The 19,992-nt window shown below is 68.5% G+C and carries 16 protein-coding genes; 4 read left to right on the forward strand and 12 right to left on the reverse strand.

Going from position 1 to position 19,992, the window contains the following annotated elements; all coding sequences use genetic code 11:
- The gene (locus B0I29_RS17655) at nt 1-495 is read left to right on the forward strand and encodes an NUDIX hydrolase (RefSeq protein WP_111650086.1); all 495 of its coding nucleotides are present in this window, start codon (nt 1-3) and stop codon (nt 493-495) included.
- A 147-nt stretch (nt 496-642) separates the two neighbouring features.
- Here B0I29_RS17655 and B0I29_RS17660 read toward each other — a convergent pair whose 3' ends face one another.
- Nucleotides 643-1,323, reverse strand: coding sequence for a response regulator (locus tag B0I29_RS17660; protein WP_111650233.1), 681 nt, complete (start codon nt 1,321-1,323; stop codon nt 643-645).
- A gap of 14 nt (nt 1,324-1,337) precedes the next feature.
- Nucleotides 1,338-2,939 (reverse strand): sensor histidine kinase, encoded by a 1,602-nt coding sequence (locus tag B0I29_RS17665; protein WP_245972591.1) that lies wholly within the window; start codon nt 2,937-2,939, stop codon nt 1,338-1,340.
- Between the two features lie 217 nt (nt 2,940-3,156).
- Between B0I29_RS17665 and B0I29_RS17670 the strand changes: the two genes are divergently transcribed.
- The 3 genes from B0I29_RS17670 to B0I29_RS17680 all read left to right on the forward strand — a co-directional run bounded on the left by B0I29_RS17670 (nt 3,157) and on the right by B0I29_RS17680 (nt 5,010).
- Nucleotides 3,157-3,579 (forward strand): DUF1707 domain-containing protein, encoded by a 423-nt coding sequence (locus tag B0I29_RS17670; RefSeq protein ID WP_111650088.1) that lies wholly within the window; start codon nt 3,157-3,159, stop codon nt 3,577-3,579.
- Nucleotides 3,580-3,689: 110 nt separating this feature from the next.
- Nucleotides 3,690-4,511, forward strand: a complete 822-nt coding sequence (locus tag B0I29_RS17675; RefSeq protein WP_111650089.1) for a metal-dependent hydrolase — start codon at nt 3,690-3,692, stop codon at nt 4,509-4,511.
- A gap of 280 nt (nt 4,512-4,791) precedes the next feature.
- Nucleotides 4,792-5,010, forward strand: coding sequence for a hypothetical protein (locus tag B0I29_RS17680; RefSeq protein WP_111650090.1), 219 nt, complete (start codon nt 4,792-4,794; stop codon nt 5,008-5,010).
- Here the strand turns inward: B0I29_RS17680 and metH are convergent.
- The 10 genes from metH to murD form a co-directional block, all read right to left on the reverse strand.
- Complete coding sequence (gene metH, locus B0I29_RS17685) at nt 4,995-8,624, reverse strand: methionine synthase (RefSeq protein WP_111650091.1); 3,630 nt, start codon at nt 8,622-8,624, stop codon at nt 4,995-4,997. The genes B0I29_RS17680 and metH overlap by 16 nt on opposite strands.
- A 111-nt stretch (nt 8,625-8,735) precedes the next feature.
- Nucleotides 8,736-10,370 carry a bifunctional 3'-5' exonuclease/DNA polymerase gene (locus tag B0I29_RS17690; RefSeq protein WP_111650092.1) on the reverse strand — a complete coding sequence of 545 codons (1,635 nt, stop codon included), beginning with the start codon at nt 10,368-10,370 and terminating at the stop codon, nt 8,736-8,738.
- Between the two features lie 33 nt (nt 10,371-10,403).
- A complete protein-coding gene (locus B0I29_RS17695; protein WP_111650093.1) occupies nt 10,404-11,306 on the reverse strand; it encodes a carbohydrate ABC transporter permease in 903 nt (300 codons plus the stop codon).
- Nucleotides 11,306-12,193 carry a carbohydrate ABC transporter permease gene (locus B0I29_RS17700; RefSeq protein ID WP_111650094.1) on the reverse strand — a complete coding sequence of 296 codons (888 nt, stop codon included), beginning with the start codon at nt 12,191-12,193 and terminating at the stop codon, nt 11,306-11,308. The genes B0I29_RS17695 and B0I29_RS17700 overlap by 1 nt, the downstream gene beginning before the upstream one ends.
- A gap of 19 nt (nt 12,194-12,212) precedes the next feature.
- Complete coding sequence (gene ngcE / locus B0I29_RS17705; RefSeq protein WP_111650095.1) at nt 12,213-13,649, reverse strand: N-acetylglucosamine/diacetylchitobiose ABC transporter substrate-binding protein; 1,437 nt, start codon at nt 13,647-13,649, stop codon at nt 12,213-12,215.
- Between the two features lie 19 nt (nt 13,650-13,668).
- Nucleotides 13,669-14,526, reverse strand: coding sequence for a carbohydrate ABC transporter permease (locus B0I29_RS17710; RefSeq protein ID WP_111650096.1), 858 nt, complete (start codon nt 14,524-14,526; stop codon nt 13,669-13,671).
- Nucleotides 14,526-15,500, reverse strand: a complete 975-nt coding sequence (locus B0I29_RS17715; RefSeq protein ID WP_111650097.1) for a carbohydrate ABC transporter permease — start codon at nt 15,498-15,500, stop codon at nt 14,526-14,528. Before B0I29_RS17715 ends, B0I29_RS17710 begins: the two co-directional genes overlap by 1 nt.
- Before the next feature lie 61 nt (nt 15,501-15,561).
- On the reverse strand, nt 15,562-16,875 hold the full coding sequence (locus B0I29_RS17720; RefSeq protein ID WP_111650098.1) for an extracellular solute-binding protein: 1,314 nt from the start codon (nt 16,873-16,875) through the stop codon (nt 15,562-15,564).
- A 36-nt stretch (nt 16,876-16,911) separates the two neighbouring features.
- Nucleotides 16,912-17,922, reverse strand: a complete 1,011-nt coding sequence (locus B0I29_RS17725) for a MurR/RpiR family transcriptional regulator (protein WP_181557849.1) — start codon at nt 17,920-17,922, stop codon at nt 16,912-16,914.
- 672 nt (nt 17,923-18,594) lie between these two features.
- Nucleotides 18,595-19,947, reverse strand: coding sequence for a UDP-N-acetylmuramoyl-L-alanine--D-glutamate ligase (murD, locus tag B0I29_RS17735; RefSeq protein ID WP_111650100.1), 1,353 nt, complete (start codon nt 19,945-19,947; stop codon nt 18,595-18,597).
- Nucleotides 19,948-19,992: the final 45 nt, after the last annotated feature.

The raw sequence follows: 19,992 nt of genomic DNA on the forward strand, positions 1-19,992 counted from the left end.
GTGCCTGCTTCCGATTACGTGGTCGACCTGCGCGCCAAGGTCGGCACCGGCTTGATCCTGTTCCCGACGGTGACCGCGGTCGTCTTCAACGATCTCGGCGAGGTCCTGCTGCACCAGCGCAGCGACAACGCCCGGTGGACCCTGATCGCCGGCATCATGGATCCCGGCGAACAACCGGCCGACGCGGTGATCCGCGAGGTCGAAGAGGAGACCGCCGTCCAGGTGAAGATCGAACGCCTGGCCGGAATCGCCCTGCACGACGTCACGTACACCAACGGCGACCAGTGCCAGATGGTCAACTCCTGGTTCCGCTGCCGCGCCGTGAGCGGCGAGGCCCGGGTGAACGACTCGGAGTCGTTGCAGGTCGGCTGGTTCGCGTTGGATGCGCTGCCCGAGCTCAACCCCTATGCCCACCACCGCATCCAGACGGCCCTGCCCGAGCAGGCGCCTGCCTGGTTCGCCGAACCGGGCGAAGGCATCATCCCCGGCTGGTGACCGGGCGCGGGCCGGCCGGTGGCCGCCGCGGTTTGGCCGGTGACCGGCGCAGGCCGGCTGGGGTGACCAGCGCAGGCCGGCTGGGGTGACCAGCGCGCGGGCCGGCTGGCGTGACCAGCGCGGGCCGGCCGGGGTGACCAGCGCGGGTCAGCTGCTGAGCCAGCCTGGTCTGATCAGGCCGGCTTCGTAGGCCAGGACCACCAGCTGGGTCCGGTCGCGGGCGCTCAGCTTGATCATCGTCCGGCTCACGTGTGTTTTCGCCGTGGCCGGGCTGATGATCAGGCGGCCGGCGATCTCGTCGTTGGACAGGCCTTCGGCGACCAGAACCATCACCTCCCGTTCGCGATCGGTCAGCTGCTCCAGCTGCCGGGACGGCTCCGGGGCCCGGCCACGGACGGCCGGTCCGGCCGCGAACTCGCCGATCACCCGCCGCGTCACGCTCGGCGACAGCAGCGCCTCACCGGCCGCGACGACGCGCACGGCCCGCAGCAGCTCGACCGGCTCGGTGTCTTTCACCAGGAACCCGGAAGCCCCGGTCCGGAGCGCCTCGAAAACGTACTCATCCAGCTCGAACGTGGTCAGAATGACCACCTTGGTGCCGGCCAGCTCTGGATCGGCGGCGATCCGGCGGGTCGCCTCAAGGCCGTCGACGCCGGGCATCCGGATGTCCATCAGCACGATGTCCGCCCGGGTCTCCCGGACCAGACTCACGGCCTGCAGCCCGTCGGCGGCCTCACCCACCACCGTGATGTCCGGCTCCGCGTCGAGCAGCGCCCGGAAGCCCGCCCGAACCAGCGCCTGATCATCCGCCAGGACCACTGAGATCATGCCCATCCCCGCCCTCATGACTCTCCTGTTGGGAGCACGACCGACACCAGGAAGCCGCCCGCCGCCGGCCGGCCCGCCTCGAAGCGCCCGCCCAGGCTCTCCGCCCGCGCCCGCATCCCAGCGATGCCGCTGCCCCGCTCCCCCTCATCACCGCCCTGGTCTATCGGATCGGCCCGGTCGGCCCGCTTGGTCGGGTCGGACCGGGCTGGCGGATCGGACCGGCCTGGCGAATCGGACCGGCCTGGCGAATCGGACCGGCCTGGCGGATCGAACCGGCCTGGCGGATCGAACCGGCCTGGCGGATCGAACCGGGCTGGCGGATCGGACCGGGCTGGCGGATCGGACCGGGGTGGCGGGTCGGACCGGGGTGGCGGGTCGGTGGGGGGTGGGCCGCTGTTGCGGATGGAGAAGTGGAGGGCGGACGGCAGGTAGCTCACTGCCACCTCGGCGTCCGGCGATGGGCCGGTGGCAGCACCGTGGCGGCGCACGTTGGTCAGGGCTTCCTGCACGATTCGGTAGGCCGCACGGTCGACCTCGGCCGGCAGGTCGCGGGGCTCGCCGCGGATCACGGTCCGCACCGGGAACCCCGCGTCGGCGGTCAGGTCCTCCAGCCGGGCCAGGCCGAGCACCGGCTGCCGGGGCGCCGCCTCGCCCTCGGTGCGCAGCACCCCGAGCACCGAGCGCACCTCACGCAACGCCTCCGAACTCGCCGTCTTGATCGCGGACAGCGCCTCGCGGGCCTGCTCGGGGCGGCTGTCCATCAGGTGCAGCCCGACGCCGGCCTGCACGTTGATCAGCGAGAGGTGGTGGCCGAGCACGTCGTGCAGCTCCCGGGCGATCCGGAGCCGCTCCTCGGAGGCCTGGCGGCGCTCCTGCTCCTCTCGGGCCCGGGCCTGCTCCAGCCGGACCTTCGTGATCGCGGCAACCTGCTCGGAGTACGCCTTGGCGACCGCGCCGACCACCACCGAACCGCCCAGCCCGCCGACGAGCAGCAACGACTCCCGCAGCCCTGGCGGGGTGCCGGGCAGCCCCAGCGGACCCATCAGCACCAGCGTGACCAGCAGGTAGGCCGCCCCGGCCAGCGCCGCCGCGACGAAGGCGGTCCGGTGCCGGCCGGTGAAGGAGAGGCTGAACAGGGCGATGAGCGGGGCCACCGCGTACGTCCAGTGGGGCGACGCGATCGTGGCGACGGCGATCGAACCCGCTGCTGCCACGGCGAAGACCCGGGCCGGCGCGCGCCACCGCCAGAACAGTGCGAGCGGGCCGACGAGCAGCAGACCGTAGACCAGCGCGCTGCTGCCGACGTGAACGGAGCCCAGATGAAAGGAGCCGAGACGAAGAGAGTCGAGGTGAACGGCGTAGTCACGGGCGCCGAGCACGTGGAACAGCACCGCGCCGATCACCGCGCCGGGCGGCCAGTGCCCGTGCCAGCGCCGCGCCCACGGCGGCCGTGGCCGCGGCCAGTCGTCCTCTTGGTAACGCGCCCACGGCTGGCCCGCCCACGGTGGGGAACCGGGCCAGCCGTCATGCTTGCCGCGCGACCGCGAGGCCCGCGCCCAGGGCGGCCGGTGAGCACGCTCTGCGGCGAACCGCTGCGGACTGCCCGGATGCCTCATGCAGCGAACCTACGGCAATCGGCACTGCCGCCGCGTCGGCCCACGGGCCTACTACCGGGGTCGGCCCGCGTACTCCCCCGGGCGTATGCCGCGTGCGCCGTGAGGCCTTGAGCACTCCCTCGGGATGCTCCCGCCGGGCGACGCGCCGGGATGCCGTTGCGAGGAGGCTGAATCCATCACCAGGACCCGCCCGACGGGACCGACAAGAGGAGACCCCATGCAACCCGAGACCCGGCTCCGCACCTCCGACACCGAACGCGAACAGGTCGCCGAGATCCTGCGTGCCTCGATGGCCGAAGGACGGATCGATCTCAACGAGGGGGAGGAACGGCTCGCCAAGGCGTACGCGGCTATTTATCGCGACGAGCTCGCGCCGCTCACCTCAGATCTCCCCGACGGTGGCCGCGCCGCTCTGGCCCGCACACCACAGGCGCGGGCCGCGACACGCCGGTCGCTGCAACGGCACGCCAGTTTCATCCTGATCATCGGTGGCGTCCTGACCGGACTGTGGCTGCTCTCCGGAGCGCAGTTCTTCTGGCCGGTCATTCCGATCGCGTTCCTGGTCATGGGCTTGGTCCGGCACGCCCGTTATGGCCGCTATCAATTCCGCTACAGCTACGCGCACGGCCGCGTCCACTGACCACCCGCTGTCGGGTGTCCGGCACCACTCCGACGTGGCCGCGACGGTCGTTGATCTTCGTCCCTCCCTCTGCCAGAGTGGCCGAGTTTGTTCGGGGAGGGACGAAACACATGATGGGACCGTCGCACGCGCTTTCGGGCGCGGCCGCCTGGCTGGCGGGTAGCTGGGCGCTCGCCCAGTTCGCCGGCGTCAGCCAGTCACCGCTCGAGGTCGCGGTCGGAACGGCGGTCTGCGCCGGCGGCGCACTCCTGCCCGACCTGGACATGTCCGGAAAGGTCACCCGCAACCAGGGCGGCGCCACGGTCGCCCGCACGTTCGGCGTCGCGTCACTGTTCGTCGCCGAGGTGGTCGAGAAGTTCTCGCTCGGCGTCTACACGGCGACGAAACTGAGCCGCGACCCACGCCGCGACAACGGGCACCGCACGTTCACCCACACGCTGCCGTTCTGCGCGCTGATCGGCTGGGGCACCACGGCCCTGGCTACCGCGTACGGAAAATGGGCGGTGGTCGGCATCGTCTTCTTCATGGCAGGGTTGGCGCTGCGCGGCCTCTTCGACGAGTGGGCCGAACGCGCCGGCTGGGTGATCGTCACCCTCGCCTCGGCGTTCATCGCCTGGTTCACTGCTGCGAACCTCCCGGGCGACCGCGGTTATCCGCTCCTCGGTCTGGCCGTGGCCATAGGCTGCGTCGTCCACATCCTGGGCGACATGATCACCAAGAACGGCGTACCGATTCTCTGGCCGATTCCGATCAATCGCCGGATGTGGCGCATGGTCGGCATCCCGAACAGCATGGCCGTCAAGGTGGGCGGCAAGGTGGAGGTCGTGGTGCTCCGCACCGCCTTCACGATCATCTCGCTGCTCTCGATCGCCGGCCTCTTCGTCCCCGGCGTCCTGGAACGCCTCAACCTGGACGTCTGGGCCAGCCGCTAACGCCGCGCCGCCCGGGCGAACTGGCAGCCCTCGGAAGCGCCGCGGACCAAACTCTTTTCGGCCCTACACCCACTGTGGATGTGAGCACATCCACCGTGGGTGTAGGGCTTTTTGAGTTATAGGCGGCGCGGCACGCGAGCCAGCACCGCACGCGAGACGCGGGCGCCAGACCCGGGCGCGGGCGGGTTATCCACAGGTCGGCGACGAGGGCGGCGGGCTGGGGTGGTGCTGGGGCACGATCGGGGCGCGGGCGGGGCGGGTTGAGGCGCTGGCGCAGGGAGTGCCGGCTCGGCCTCGGCGTCTCGATCTGCTGATCGCCGAGGGTGACAGCAAGCGCGCGTCGAGGGCTTTCGTGCCGCGGCTTCCGGCCGTCCTCACCGTTACCGTCGCTGGGTACCAGCTGCCGGTGGTGCCGCTCACCGTGCTGCTGGAGACCAACGCTGACGTGGCGGACCTGCGTCGCAGGTCCGCCGTCATCGCTCGTCAGTCGATGGAGTAGGCCAGGTTGGGGCGGAGCCAGCGCTCCACCTCGGGGACCGGGAGGCCGCGGCGGACCGCGTAGTCCTCGATCTGGTCCTTGGCCAGGCGGCCGACCGTGAAGTACTTCGCGTCGGCGTTCGCGAAGATCAGGCCGCTGACCGCGGCGGCCGGGGTCATCGCGAACGACTCGGTGAGGTGGACGCCGATCGCGTCGGTGCCGAGGAGCTTGAAGAGTTCCTTCTTCTCGCTGTGGTCCGGGCAGGCCGGGTAACCGAGGGCCGGGCGGATGCCGCGGAAACGCTCGGCGTGCAGGTCGGCGAGGACCGGCTTGGCGTCCGGCTCGAACCAGTCGCGGCGGGCCTTGAGGTGCAGGTATTCGGCGAACGCCTCGGCCAGGCGGTCGGCCAGCGCCTTGACCATGATGGCGCGGTAGTCGTCCTGCTGGTCCTCGTATTTCTTGGCGAGCTTGTCGGCGCCGTGGATCGCCACCGCGAAGCCACCGAGGTGGTCGCCGGCGCCGGCCGGGCCGATGTAATCGGCCAGGCAGCGGTTGGCGCGGCCGGCCGGCTTTTCGGTCTGCTGGCGCAGCATCGGGAACGCGTAGCCGTTGTCCAGCTTGATGTCGTCGCCGTCGGCGTGGGCCGGCCAGAAGCCGTAGCGGCCACGGGCCTGGAACGAGCCTTCCGCGATGATCTGGTCGAGCAGCGTGTTCGCGTCGTCGAAGAGCTCACGGGCGACCGGCTGGTCGAGGATCGCCGGGTACTTGCCTTTCAGCTCCCACGCCAGGAACAGGAACTGCCAGTCGATCATCTGGCGGAGTTCGGCAATGGTCGGCGCGACCTCGCGTACCCCTGTGAAAGAGGGAGTGGGCAGCTCGCTGAAGTCGACCGGCTCGCTGTTCGCCCTCGCCTGGGCGAGGGTGAGCAGTGGCTGTGAATGGCGCTGCTCGTGCTGGATGCGGAGGCGTTCCTGCTCGATCCGGTTGTCCTCGTCGAGAGTCTTGGCGCGGATCGGGTCGAGCAGGTTGGAGACGACGCCGACGACCCGGGACGCGTCCAGCACGTGGATCGTGGAGCCCTCGTAGGCCGGGGCGATCCGCACCGCGGTGTGCTGCTTGGACGTGGTGGCGCCGCCGATGAGCAGCGGCAGGCTCATCCCCCGGCGCTGCATCTCGGCGCCGACCGCGACCATCTCGTCGAGCGACGGGGTGATCAGCCCGGACAGGCCGATCACGTCGGCGTTCTCGGCGAGCGCGGTCTCCAGGATCTTCGAGGCCGGCACCATCACGCCGAGGTCGATGACGTCGTAGTTGTTGCAGCCCAGCACGACGCCCACGATGTTCTTGCCGATGTCGTGCACGTCGCCCTTGACCGTGGCGAGCACGACTTTGCCCTGACCGCGGTCCGCCTGGACGCGGCCTTCGAGGCGGGCCTGCTCTTTCTCGGCCTCCATGTACGGCTCGAGGTAGGCGACCGACCGCTTCATCACCCGGGCGCTCTTGACCACCTGGGGCAGGAACATCTTGCCGGCGCCGAAGAGGTCGCCGACGACCTTCATGCCGTCCATCAGCGGGCCTTCGATCACTTCGAGGGGCCGGGGCAGCTGCTGCCGGGCCTCTTCGGTGTCCGCCTCGATGAAGTCGACGATGCCGTGCACCAGTGCGTGGGTGAGCCGCTCACCGACCGGGGCGTCCCGCCAGGCGAGGTCCACCTCGCGCTTCGCGCCGGTCCCGGTGACTGTGGAGGCGAACGTGACCAGGCGGTCGGTGGCGTCCTCCCGGCGGTCGAAGAGAACGTCCTCGACCAGCTCCAGCAGGTCGGCCGGGATGTCCTGGTAGACGGCGAGCTGGCCGGCGTTCACGATGCCCATGTCCAGGCCGGCTTTCACGGCGTAGAACAGGAACGCCGAGTGCATGGCCTCACGGACCACGTCGTTGCCCCGGAACGCGAACGACAGGTTGGAGATGCCACCACTGGTCCGGGCGCCCGGGCAGCGCTCCTTGATCCGCGGGAGGGCGTCGATGAACGCTTTCGCGTAACCGTTGTGCTCGGCGATGCCGGTCGCGACGGCGAGCACGTTGGGGTCGAAGATGATGTCGTTCGGGTCGAAGCCGTCCTCGACCAGCAGGTCGTACGCCCGGCCGCAGATGGCGACCTTGCGATCGGCGCTGTCCGCCTGGCCCTGCTCGTCGAAGGCCATCACGACGACGCCGGCACCGAAGTCACGGATCCGGCGGGCGTGCGCCAGGAACTGCTCCGGGCCCTCTTTCAGGCTGATCGAGTTGACCACGCCCTTGCCCTGGACGCACTTGAGGCCGGCTTCGAGCACGCTCCACTTGGAGCTGTCGATCATGATCGGGATCCGGGCCACCTCGGGCTCGGTGGCGATCAGGTTGAGGAACGTGGTCATCGCCTGCTCGCTGTCGAGCAGGTCGGCGTCCATGTTCACGTCGAGCAGGTTGGCGCCGCCGCGGACCTGCTCCAGGGCCACGTCGACGGCGGCCTGGTAGTTGTCGGCCTCGATGAGCCGGCGGAACTTGGCCGAGCCGGTCACGTTGGTCCGCTCGCCGATCATGACGAAGCCGGTGTCCGGGCCGATCGCGAACGGCTCCAGGCCACTGAACCGGGTGGTCGGCGCCGGCGGAGCGATCACGCGCGGAGCCGTGCCCTGGACTGCCTGGGCGATCGCGCCGATGTGCGCCGGGGTGGTGCCGCAGCAACCGCCGACGATGTTGACCAGGCCGGCCTCGGCGAACTCGCCGATCAGCGCGGAGGTCTGTGCGGGCGTCTCGTCGTAACCGCCGAACGCGTTGGGCAGTCCCGCGTTCGGGTGCGAGGCGACGTAGACGTCGGAGAGCCGGGCCAGCTCGGCCACGTGCGGGCGCGCCTCGGCTGCGCCGAGCGCGCAGTTGACCCCGACGACGAGCGGCTTCGCCCGCTCGATCGAGCGCCAGAAGGCCTCCACGGTCTGGCCCGAGAGGGTACGCCCGGAGAGGTCCACAATCGTCACCGAGATCCAGAGCGGAATCTCCGGAGCGACTTCCCGGGCGGCCGCGACGGCAGCCTTCGCGTTCAGCGTGTCGAAGATCGTCTCGATGAGCAGCAGATCGACGCCGCCCTCGACGAGAGCCGAGATCTGCTCCTCGTAGGTGGCCTTGACCTGGTCGAAGGTGACCGCACGATAGGCGGGCTCGTCGACGCGAGGGGACAGGGAGAGAGTCACGTTCAGCGGGCCGATCGAGCCGGCGACGAAGCGGGGCCGGCCGTCGCGCTCGAAGGCCTCGTCGGCGGCCTGCCGGGCCAGCCTGGCGCCCTGCACGTTCATCTCGCGGACCAGGTGCTCCAGACCGTAATCGGCCTGGGCGATGCTGGTCGCGGTGAACGTGTTGGTCGTGGTGATGTCGGCGCCCGCCGCCAGGTATTGCCGGTGGACGTCGAGGATGATGTCCGGCCGGGTCAGGATCAGCAGATCGGGGTCGCCGGTGACGTCTTTCGGGTGGTCGGCCGGGATCAGCTCGTTGCGGTAATCGGCCGGGGTGAGCTTGGCGCCCTGGAGCATCGTGCCCCATGCGCCGTCCAGCACCAGAATCCGCTCGGCGAGTAGTTCGCGCAGCTTGGTGACGTTCTGAGTCACGACACACCTCCGAGTAGTTCGGAGGCGCCCTTGTCGGTTTTCACCGGTCGAGCGTGACGGGTGGGCCCGCTGCAGCGCCTCTCGGCCGGACCGTCAACGATACCCACTTCTTCACTTGGCATCGGCGTAGGCACCAACCACTGAGACGTCGAGGGGGAAACGCACCGTGGTGTCCCCGAACAGCATCCGGCCGGCCCGCGCCGCGCACTCGTGGACCGCGCGCACGACGTCCTGAGCCTGGTCAGACGGGCAGTGCACCACGACCTCATCGTGCACGAAAAGGACGAGCTCGGCGGGTGTGCCCTCCAGCTCGGTGCGCAGCAACGCCAGCAGGACGAGAGCCCACTCGGCAGCCGTGGCCTGAATCACGAAGTTTCGGGTGAATCGGCCCCGGGCCCGGCCGGGCGGCACCGCGGCCTCGTCGGGTGGGTCGAGACCGGCGTCCCGGGAGGCGAACGCCGGCGGGCACGTCCGGCCCAGCCAGGACCGGACCAGGCCGCCGGTCTCCCCCGTGCGCGCGGCCGCCTCCACGTAATCGAAGGCCACCGGGTAGTGCCGGCGCAGCACCGCCAGCGCCGGGATGGCGTCGCCGCCGGTCTGCCCGTACATCGCGCCGAGCAGTGCGATTTTCGCCTTGGCCCGGTCGCCGCTGAACGAGTCGGTCGCCAGGGCGGCGTAGAGATCGCCGGCGGCCGCGGCCCGGGCCAGGCGCTCGTCGCCGGAGACCGCGGCCATCACCCGGGGCTCCAGCTGGCCGGCGTCGGCGACCACGAACTGCCAGCCCGGATCGGCCACCACGCCGCGGCGGACGACCTTGGGCACCTGGAGCGCGCCGCCGCCCCGGGCCGCCCAGCGGCCGGAGACGACGCCTCCCGGAACGTACTCAGGGCGGAATCGGCCGTCGCGCACCCAGGCGTCGCACCAGGACCAGCCGTGTGCCGTCCAGATGCGGTAGAGCTCCTTGTATTCCAGCAGCGGGGCGACGGCGGGGTGGTCGACCTCGCGCAGCACCCAGGCCCGGGTGTTGGGCACCTGGATGCCGGCCCGGCCGAACGCGCGCAGCACCTCAGCCGGCGAGTCAGGGTGCAGCCCGCGGACGCCGAACGCCGCGTTGATCTGGGCGGTCAGCTCGGCGAGACGGCGGGGCGGGCCGACCGGCTGCGGCGGCCCGAGCAGCTCCCGCAACAACTCGTCGTGGATGTCAGCGCGCCACGGCAGGCCGACATGCCCCATCTCGGCGGCGATCAGCGCCCCGGCCGACTCGGCGGCGACCAGCATCCGGAAGCGGCCGGGGTGCTCGGTTTCGGCGATGCGTTGCTGCTGTGACGCGTACCCAAGCAGTAAGTCCTGGATCTCCATGGACGGCGCTGAAGCGGCCTCGAAGAGAGCTGCCTGGGCGAAGCCCGGCGGCTCGGCGCCGTGACGTGGTGGATCGGGTGGCACCGGGAGGCCGCGTGATCGTGCGAGCACCGCGGCGACCCCCCGTGGCTCGCCCCAGTGCCCCGCGTGCCCGAGCAAGAGAGCCTCGGTGAGCTCCAGATCGTGACAGCGGGCCACCCGCACCCCGGCCCTCAGCAGGGCCGGGTAGATGTCGGCGGTGGACGACCAGACCCAGCGAGGCTGGTCAGCGGCCTCCCGGGCAGCCATGGTCGCGGGCAGGTCGGCCACCTGGTGAGGTGGACCGGCCGGCCCGCCGTCGGCTCGCAGGTCCTGCAGCCGACCGTCGGGGAGTACCGCTACTAACACGCCGCCATTCTGCGCCCGCGGTACGACAAATTCTTACTTCACGGCGCCGGCGGTGAGGCCCGCCTGGATCTGCCGCTGGAAGATCGCGTAGACCACGATCATCGGCAGGATCGTCAGGGTGAGCGCGGCGAACAGCGTGGACCACTGCGCGTGGTAACCGGCCTGCACGCTGATGTTCGCGATGCCCTGGGTGAGCACCCACTTCGAGTCGGCGCCGGCGCCCTGCATGATCGCGACCGGCAGGAGGTACTGGTTCCACTGGCCGACGATGTTGAAGATCGTGATGCTGACCAGGCCGGACTTCGCCATCGGCATCATGATCTGGAAGAACTTCCGGGTGTGCGACGCGCCGTCGACGGTGGCCGCCTCGTCGATCTCCATCGGCAGCGACTTGAAGAACGCCGCCAGGAAGAAGACGGTGAACGGCAGCGAGTACGCGATGTACACCAGGATCAGCCCGGTGAACGTGTTGATCAGCCCGAGGTTCTTGAGAATGAAGAAGAGCGGGGTGATCGCCATGAACGTGGGGAACGCCAGGCCGGAGACGAACAGGTAGTACAGGAACCGGTTGCCCTTGAACTGGTACCGGGCCAGCACGTACGCCGCCATCGAGCCGAACAGCATGGTGCCGGCCGTGCTGATCGTGACCACGAAGACGCTGTTCAGGAAGTACTGACCGATGTTCGCCTCGGTCCAGGCGTCGGCGTAGGTGGCGAACGAGAAGGAGCTGGGCAGCGCGAAAGGCTTGCCGAGGAAGATCTCGGTGTTGCTCTTGAACGACGCGAGCAGGACCCAGATGAGCGGGCCGGCCGTGGCGATTGCCCAGGCGAAAAGAGCGATATGCGCAAGCCCGTTGAGCGGGCTTATTTCGCGCTTTTTCCGCTCAACCGGCGACACGGCGGCAGGAACGGCGGGGGCATCAGCAGTGGTAGTCATCAGTGGGCCTCCCGCCGGGTGACCCGCAGGGTCAGCGCGGCGAACGTCAGGGTCAGGAAGAAGAGCGCCACGCCGAGGGCGGAGGCGTAACCGGCCTGTGAGTACTCGAAGGCGTTCCGGTAGATCATCATCGACAGCACCGAGGTCGCGCCGTCCGGACCACCCCGGTCCACCGACATGATGTTGACCAGGGCGAACGCGTCGAACGCGGCGATACCCAGGTAGACCCAGGCGACCTGAAGGGTGCTCCAGAGCAGCGGGATCGTGATCTTGAAGAAGAGCGTGATCCGGTTGGCACCGTCGAGCGCCGCGGCCTCGTAGACCTCCTGCTCGATCGAGCCCATGCCGGCCGAGAAGAGCACCACGTAGAAGCCGACCGCCTGCCACACCATCACGGCGAGGATGCAGGTCAGCGCCCACCGCTCGTCGGCCAGGAAGAGCCACGGCGACCAGGATTCCGGGAAGAGGCCGTTGAGCATGCCGCTCTCGTCGGTGGAGAACACCCGGCCGAAGATCACCGCGACGATGGCGAGCGCCATCAGCTGCGGGAAGAAGAAGATGACGCGGTAGAACTTCGACCCACGGACACCCTTGTGCATCCCGCCGCCGGCATTCAACAGGAACGCGAACACCAGGGCGATCGCGATCGTGATGATCGGCAGCAGGATCAGCAGGTAGAGGTTGTGCCCGATCGAGCGCCAGAACAGGTCGTCGTTCCAGAGCCGCTCGAAGTTGTCGAAGCCGATGTACTTGATCGGACCCAGACCGGACCAGCTGGTGAAGGCCAGCTGGAACGTCTGGATGTACGCCGCGACGACGAAGGTGGCGTAGAGCACCACCGGCACGGCAAGGAAGCCGATGATGAAGGGATACTTGCCGTGCCGCATGGTACGTCTGCCTAACCTCTTAGGAGCGGGTGAACTTGGTGACCGAGGAGTCGGACGCGACCGCCTGAGCAGCGGCCTCCATCCGGTCCGCGAACTTCTGCGCGTCGTAATCGGAGAACATCAGGTCGTTGGCGGCAGCGCGGGACTCGTCGTCCAGCTTCTTGTACCAGGTGTCGAACAGGTAACCCATGAAGATGTCCTTGCCGGCCTTGCCGACGGCCTCGTTCGCGCTGGTCAGACCGGGCGAGATGGTCACGCCGTCGGCCGCGCCCGCCACCACGGTAAGCGACTTGGTGAGCTTGGTGAAGCCCAGCGCCGCCTCCTTGGAGAGCATCGTCCGCAGGTACTCCATGCCGCCACGCGGGTTCTTGCCCTTGGCAGCGACGAAGTAGATCTCGCCGGCCGCGGCGTTCAGGGCGGCCGCCGGGAGGGTGTCCGCGGTGGTCACGCTCGGGAACGGGGCGACCGCGTACTCGAAGCCCGGAGGGGTGTCCTTTGCCTGCTCGTTCTCCAGCCAGGAGCCACACGGGTAGAAGGCCAGCTTGTCCTGGTTCTGGCGGAGCTGGATCTCGGTGTGCTTGAGACCGAGGAAGCTCTTGTCCAGGTAGGTCTTGCCGACCTCGGCCCACGCGGCGGCGGCCTTGACGATGGCGTCGTTCTTCCAGGCGCCGGCCTTCAGGTTGTCGATGTCCTTGAGGACCTGCTCGCCGCCGATCTTGCCGGCGCTGGTCAGGATCGCCCGGACCTGGTAGTACGACGCGTTGGCGCCCGCGTAGCCGTACGGCGTGATGCCGGCGGCCTTGATCTTGGCGAGCAGGGCGGTGAAGTCGGCCCAGGTCTCCGGCACGGTCCAGTTGTTCTTGGTGAACAGGGCCTTGTTGTACCAGAGGCCGAAGACCGTGTACGCGTAGTTCACCGCGTACGGCTTGCCGTTGTACGTGCCCTGCTCGATCGCGCCCGGCACCAGCGTCTCGGCGACCGTCTTGCCGGCGATGTCGAACGACGGGGCGGCGAACAGCTCGGTGAGGTCCTGCGCCTGGCCGGCGTTGACGACCGCGCCGAAGTCCATCAGCTTCGAGCCCGAGTTGTTGATCATGTCGGGCGCGTCGCCCGCGTTGATCCGGGGCTGGACGACAGTGGAGACCTCCTGGGTGGCGGAGTACGTCACCTTGGAGTCCGGCCACTTCTTGTTGTAAAGCGGGGTGTCCACGTCGGTGGCGTACTTGGTGCCGAGACCACCGTCGAAGATCACGATCTCGATGCCGGTCTTCGGGTCGATGCCGAGCGGGTTGTCCGCCGACTTCTCACCGGTCGCCTGCTCGGGAGTGTCCTCGTCAGCCCCGCCGCCGACGCAGGCGGAGAGCATGCCCACCGCGGGGGTGGCGGCGATGCCGACCGCGGCCGCGCGGCGGAGCAGGGTACGGCGGTCGAGTTCAGATCCTGTTATGTCGGACATGACGAAAACCCCTTCGAAATCAACCCTTGACGGCGCCGGCCGTCAGACCTGTAGCGATGTTGCGTTGAATGATCAAGAAGAAGACCACCACGGGGATCGACGTGATGATCGCACCGGCCATGAGGGGGCCCCAGGCGGTACCACGTTCGGTCTGGTTGTACAGCAGCCAGGCCATCAGGTTCTGTTTCTGCGGGCTGTTCAGCGTGTTGATGATGATGAATTCGTTCCACGCCTGGATGAACCCGTAGACACTCGTCGCCACCAGGCCGGGACCGGTGAGCGGAAGAATGATCTTCCAGAACACCTGGGCCCGGGTGCAGCCGTCGATCATCGCGGCCTCGTCAAGCTCCCGGGGGATGCCGGAGATGAAACCGCGCAGTGTCCACACCGTGTACGGCAGCAGCAGCACCAGATAGACCAGGGCCACGCCGGGCAGGGTGTTGGTGAGCTGAGCCCGCTGCAGCATCAGGAACAGCGGGATGAGCAGCGCCAGGAACGGCACCAGCTGCACGGCCAGGACGACCAGGATGATCGCCTTGCGGCCGTAGAAGCTGAACCGCGCGATCGCGAGCGCCGCCAGGAAGCCGACGACCAGCGCGGCCGCGACCGCCATGGCCGTGATGATCAAGCCGTTGATCATGCTGGGGATGAAGAGCTCCTCACCCAGCGCAGACCTGAAGTTGTCCAGGGTCGGGTTCTTCGGCAGGAACGACGGCGTGAAGCTGCGTACCTCGCTGTCCGGCTTGAACGCCGTGTTCAGCACCCAGTACACCGGGAAGATCATGAAAATGCCGAAGATGATGCCGGTGGCGTTCGCCGCGATCGTGCCGGCCCGGCTGCGTCCGACGGTGACGACGCCCTCGTCGTGGCGTGCCATCAGTCCACCTCTCCGATCTTGAACATCTGGCGGATGTAGAACACCATCACGCCGAGCATGATCAGCACGGTGATCACCGAGATCGCCGAGCCGTAGCTGTACCGGGACTGTCCGAACGCCTGGGTGTACGAGTACGTCGCCAGGGTCTGGTAGACCGGCTCCGGATGACTGTCGCGCAGCGCCCAGTTCTGCGTGAAGAGGCCGAAGTTCCAGATCACCGAAAGAGTGGTGACGATGGTCAGCAGCGGCTTCAGGATCGGCAGCGTGATGTTGCGCAGCGCCTGCCAGGACGAGGCTCCGTCGACCGTAGCGGCCTCCAGGAGCTCCTTCGGCACCTGGGTGAGCCCCGCGCTCAGCGAGATCGCCAGGAACGGGATGCCGGCCCAGACCACCAGCGTGGTGATGACGGCCCAGCCCTCCCACGGGTTGACGAACCAGCTGTGGTTCGCGAAGTCCACCCCGGGGATCTTGTCGATCAGGTAGTTCAGGACTCCGAAGTCCGAGTCGGTCAGCCAGCGGAACGCCTGCGCGGCGACCAGCTGGGGCAGCGCCCAGACGAACATCATCGCGATCATCATGAACAGCCGGACCTTGGCGTGCACCCGGCGCATCAGCAGCGCGATGCCGAGGCCGACCAGGACCGAGATGGTGACCGAGACGACCGTGAAGGCCGCGGTCCGCGCCACGACACCCCAGAAGACACCGTCGGTCAGCGCCTTCGTGTACTGGTCGAGGCCGACCCACGGCGGGGTCAGTCCGGTGATCAGTTCCCGCAGCCGCATGTTCTGGAACGACAGAACGATCATGCGATACAGCGGGTAAGCCAGCAGCGCGACCAGGATCAGCAGCGTGGGCAGGGAGAGCAACCAGGCGGTACGAGCGTCACGCTGGGTGCGGCGGCGAACCCGGTTCGCCCTCCGGGGCTGCGACGGAACCGGCTCTTTTTTCAAAGGCGGCGTCTCGACGGCGTACATCAGTGATCCCTCCAGGCGTACCGCCCGCCCCGGTTCGCACCGAGGCGGGCGGTGCGGCGAATCAGGCCTCGTTGAGCGTGGCGTTGATCTGCTCGTCGGCCCACTTGGCGCCGTCGGCGACCGTCTTCTTACCGGTGAGGATGTCGGTCAGCATGGTCTGCAGGATGCTGGCCTTCTCCACGTCGGCCCACTTCTCGGCGTTCGGCGGGAACCAGCTCGACTTCGCGGCGAGCGCGGCGTTGGCGATCGCCGGGTTCTCGGCGGCCTTGTCGAGCAGCGCGGTCGAGTTCGGCAGCGCGTTGGCCTTGATCAGGCCCTCCATCGACTTGGCGTCGGTGAAGGCCTTGATCCACTGAGCGGCCAGTTCCTTGTTCTCGCTCTTCTGGGTCACGCCCAGGTTCGAGCCACCGAGGAAGGAGGGGATCTCCGGCATCGGCGCGGCGGCCAGCTTGCCCTTGACCTTGGTCGGGACGAGCGCGGAGGTCGGGTCGTTCGGGTCCTTGCGGACCTCCTCGGCCGAACCCTGCTCCCAGCCGTTGCCGTAGAACATGCCGCCCGAGCCCTGCGCGAAGATGCCCGCCTGCTCGTTCTCGTTCTTGGTGACGTCAGCCTTGGAGTACTTCTTGGTCAGGTCGACCCACTCCTGCAGGCCGGCCTGCGAGGTCGGCGAGGAGAGCTGGCCGGTCCACTTGTCGCCGTCCTTGGTGGCGATTTCGCCACCCTTCGACTTGACCCAGGACATCGCGGCGTACCAGTACTGGCCCGGCATGTAGATCGCGCTGAACTTCTTGTCCTTCGCGTTCGCCGTCTGCAGCTTGTCGGCGGCCGAGAGGAAGTCCGCGTAGGTCTTCGGGGCGTCGGCGATGCCGGCCGCCTTGAAGAGGTCGGTGCGGTAGATCAGCACGCGGGCACCGGCGTAGTACGGCACGCAGTAGGTCTTGCCGTCCAGCTCACAGGCGCCGGAGAGACCGGTCAGCCAGGTGTCCGAGTTCTCGAAGTCACCCTTGTTGAGCTCGGCGAAGCCGCCGTTGAAGACGTACTTGGAGAACTCGGTGTTGCCGAGCTCGACCACGTCCGGAACGTCCGTGCCGGCGAGCGTCGCGTCCAGCTTGGTGAGGTGGTTGGCCCACTGCTGGTACTCGACGTTCACCTGCGCGCCGGTGGCCGTGGTGAACCGCTGGGTGGCGTCGTCGACGACACCCTTCCACGCGGTCTCGGCGTCGACCATGAGCCAGACCTTGAGGGTCTTGCCCTTGCCGTCGACCGTGGCGTTGGCCGAGGTCGCGCCTTCATCGGAGTCGGACGAACCGCCGCACGCGGCGGCGCCGAACAGCGTCGCAGCGAGGGCCGCGGCCACCGCAATCTTGCGCTTCACTTTTCCTCCCGGAAGGAATTTCAATTTGAGAAGGGTTCAGCTGTCTTTCGCGGCCTTGTGGCCGTGCACCGCTTTCGCGGTGCGCTGGAAGGCCGCGTGCGAGCGCTCGTGGGTCCGTTGAGCGACGGCGACGTAAAGAAGATCGAGAACGACCAGCTGGGGATGCCGGGCGCTGAGCGCGTCCGGCCGGAAGGTCGTCGCTTGTGTGGCGGTGAGCAGGACGATGTCGGCGAGCTCGGCCAGCGGTGAGCGTGGGAAGCTGGTGAGCGCGATGGTGGTGGCGCCCCGGCTGTTCGCTTCCGCGAGCAGCTCGATCGTCTCGCCGGTCTCGCCACTGTGCGAGATACCGAGCGCGACGTCGCCGGGCCGGGACAACGCGGCGCTGGCCAGACCGTTGTGCACGTCGGTCCAAGCCCACACCGGGATGCCGATGCGGTGCAGACTGAACTGCATCTCCTCGCCGACCAGCGCGCTTCCGCTGGCGCCGAAGATGTTCACGCGAGGAGCGGCGGCGATCGCCACCGCGGCCCTCTCCACCTCGCTCAGATCGAGCAGCGAAGCGGTGTCGTGCATGGCCCGGGTGTCGGCCGCCATGATCTGGCCGAGGACCCGCTCCAGCGGATCGTTCGGCTGGATCTCGCGGCCGATGTCCACGTGCCAGCCGGCTGAGCGCGCCCGGCCGGTCTCCGCCGCGATGCCGAGGCGAAGGTCCGCGTAACCGTCGAATCCCACCGCGCGGCAGAACCGGGTCACCGTCGCCGGCGACGTCCCGCTGCGCTCGGCGAGCTCGACGATGGTGGCCCGCGATGCGGCGGCCGGGTCGGTGAGCACCTGCTCGGCGACTCGCTGCAGCGCGCCGGTGAACTCCGGCAGCAGCGAGCGCACCCGCAGCAGAACACCGTCCGACGGGTGGTCTCCGCCGATCGCATTCGGCGGCCTGTGCGCCGTCACGTTCGCGTGGGCCCGGTCGCTTCCGTTGCGGGCGTCGCGAACCAGCGAGTCGGCGGTCGCGCTCCACGCGATGCCGTCCATCTCCGGCTCAGCCATCGGACACCCTTTCAGGAAGGACTGTTTACTGTCGCGGTAAAAGTTCTTACTAACCGCCCCTCCGTGTCAAGACTGTGGTCGAAGTTTTCAGAACCGTTACCTGAGCTGCGGCAATGAACTGATGTTTCGTAGAGGGCAGATGACGTCCATCAATCAGCAAATAACCCTTACGATGTGTCCGCCATCACATGTCCGCGTAACGCCCGTTTTGTCATAGGCCGTTTAGCTGATGGACTGGAGCCTTTTAGGCCGACGCGAGCTAGTCCGTTCGGCCGATCTCCGTGACGCGCCGAAACCTCTCCGTCACGCAAGAAACAAGATCAAAAAATTTCTCGTACGCGTAACGGAGGCTGGCCAAAAGCAGCCACACACCCATCGCCGCCCAGGCCGGCCACCTGCAACCCCAGCCGATCATGCAGCCGCCGCCCGAGTCAGTGGTCACCCCTCCGGAGCCAACCCATCACGGAGAGTGCCGACTCCAGCGCGAATCCCACCCCACACCAGCCACCACGGATGCGCCCGTTTCCCCGCCATAAGCCACACCCCAAGCCCCAGCCAGGCGTGAGCGGCTAGCGCTTGTGGTCGCCACAGCGTGCAGCTGGCAGCCCTAAGCGCCAGCCGGGCTTAGGGCGGCTGGGCTTGGGTGCGGCTGGGGTTGGGGTTGGGCGGGGGTTATTTGGCGGTGTCGGTTACTGCCTGGAGGAAGGCTTCGGAGCGGTGTTCGAAGTTGCGGAAGCGGCCGTAGCTCGGGGCGGCCGGGGACAGCAGGACCACTCCCCCTGCCGGAGTTGTCTCTCGGGCGATGCGGACCGCGTCGAAGAGGTCCTCGGCGGGGAGGGCTCGCACGCCGGGGAGGTCGGTCAGCTCCGCCAGGATGCGGGGGCCGCTGTCCGGGAGGCCGATCACGGTCAGTGTGCGGGACTCCAGGAATGCTCGTAACGGTGCGTAGTCCAGGCCTCGGTCGGCGCCGCCTACGAGTACGGTGAGTGGTCGGTTTTCGTAGGCTTCGATGGCGTGGATCGCCGAATAGGGACTCGTCGACAGGGTGTCGTCGACGAACGTCAGCCCGGAGGCGTCCTCGATCTCGGTGAGGCGGTGCGGCAGGCCGCGGAACGAGCGGACCGCTGCCTCCAACTCTTCGCGGCGGCCGACCACGTCCACGCCCATGCCGTCCAGGACGGCGAGGGCCACGGACAGGTTGCGCTCGTTGTGCTTGCCCTTCAGCGTCAGCGCCGACCTGGGGAAGAGCGGCTCGTCGCTGCAGAAGACGGTGCCGTCCTCGACCCGGAACCGGGAGTCCTCGGCGGCCGCCGGCACCGGCGGGAAGCCGCTGGAGTCGATCACCCGGCGGATCTCGTCGCGGAGCCGCTCATCTTCGGCGTTCACCACGATGAGCTCAGGACCGTACGCAAGAAGGTTTAGTTTGTCGCGGTAATAGGCTTCTTCGCTGCCGTGCGAGTCTAGGTGCTCGGGGAAGAGCGAGGTGACCACCGCGACGCGCGGCGAGTCCGACAGGTCCGCGCACTGGTAACTGGAGAGCTCCAGCACGTACAGATCGGATTCGGGCAGGTCGAGCAGCGGGATGCCGATGTTGCCGCCGTACGCGTTGGGCTGGCCGATCGCGGCCAGGAGGTGGCTGATCAGGCTGGACGTGGTGCTCTTGCCCTTGCTCCCGGTGACGCCGACGGTCTTGGCGGCGTTCGCCGCCATCCACAGCGCGGTGCCGCTCGTCACCGTGACGCCGCGTTTGCGCAGCTCAGCGAGGTACGGGTGGGTCAGCGGCACACCGGGCGACCGGACCACGACATCCGCCGTGTAGAGGGCGGCCTGAGCGTGCTCCCCACCGGCGACGGGCGCGAGCGCGGCGAACTCGTCCTCCCACGGCGTGGAGAGGTAGTTGGCGCTGTCGTCGACGGCGATCAGCCGGGCGGGGCCGTGCTTCGCGATCGCGGTCACCGCGGCCCGGCCCTCACGGCCGGTACCCCAGACCGCGACCGAGCGGCCACGCAGATCCTCCAGGCGCACGTATCTCCCCTTCACCGGGTGGCTGACCCGGAAGCCGGGCCGCTG

Origin of the sequence: Actinoplanes lutulentus, from assembly GCF_003259845.1 — a bacterium.
Taxonomy (GTDB): Bacteria; Actinomycetota; Actinomycetes; order Mycobacteriales; family Micromonosporaceae; genus Actinoplanes; species Actinoplanes lutulentus.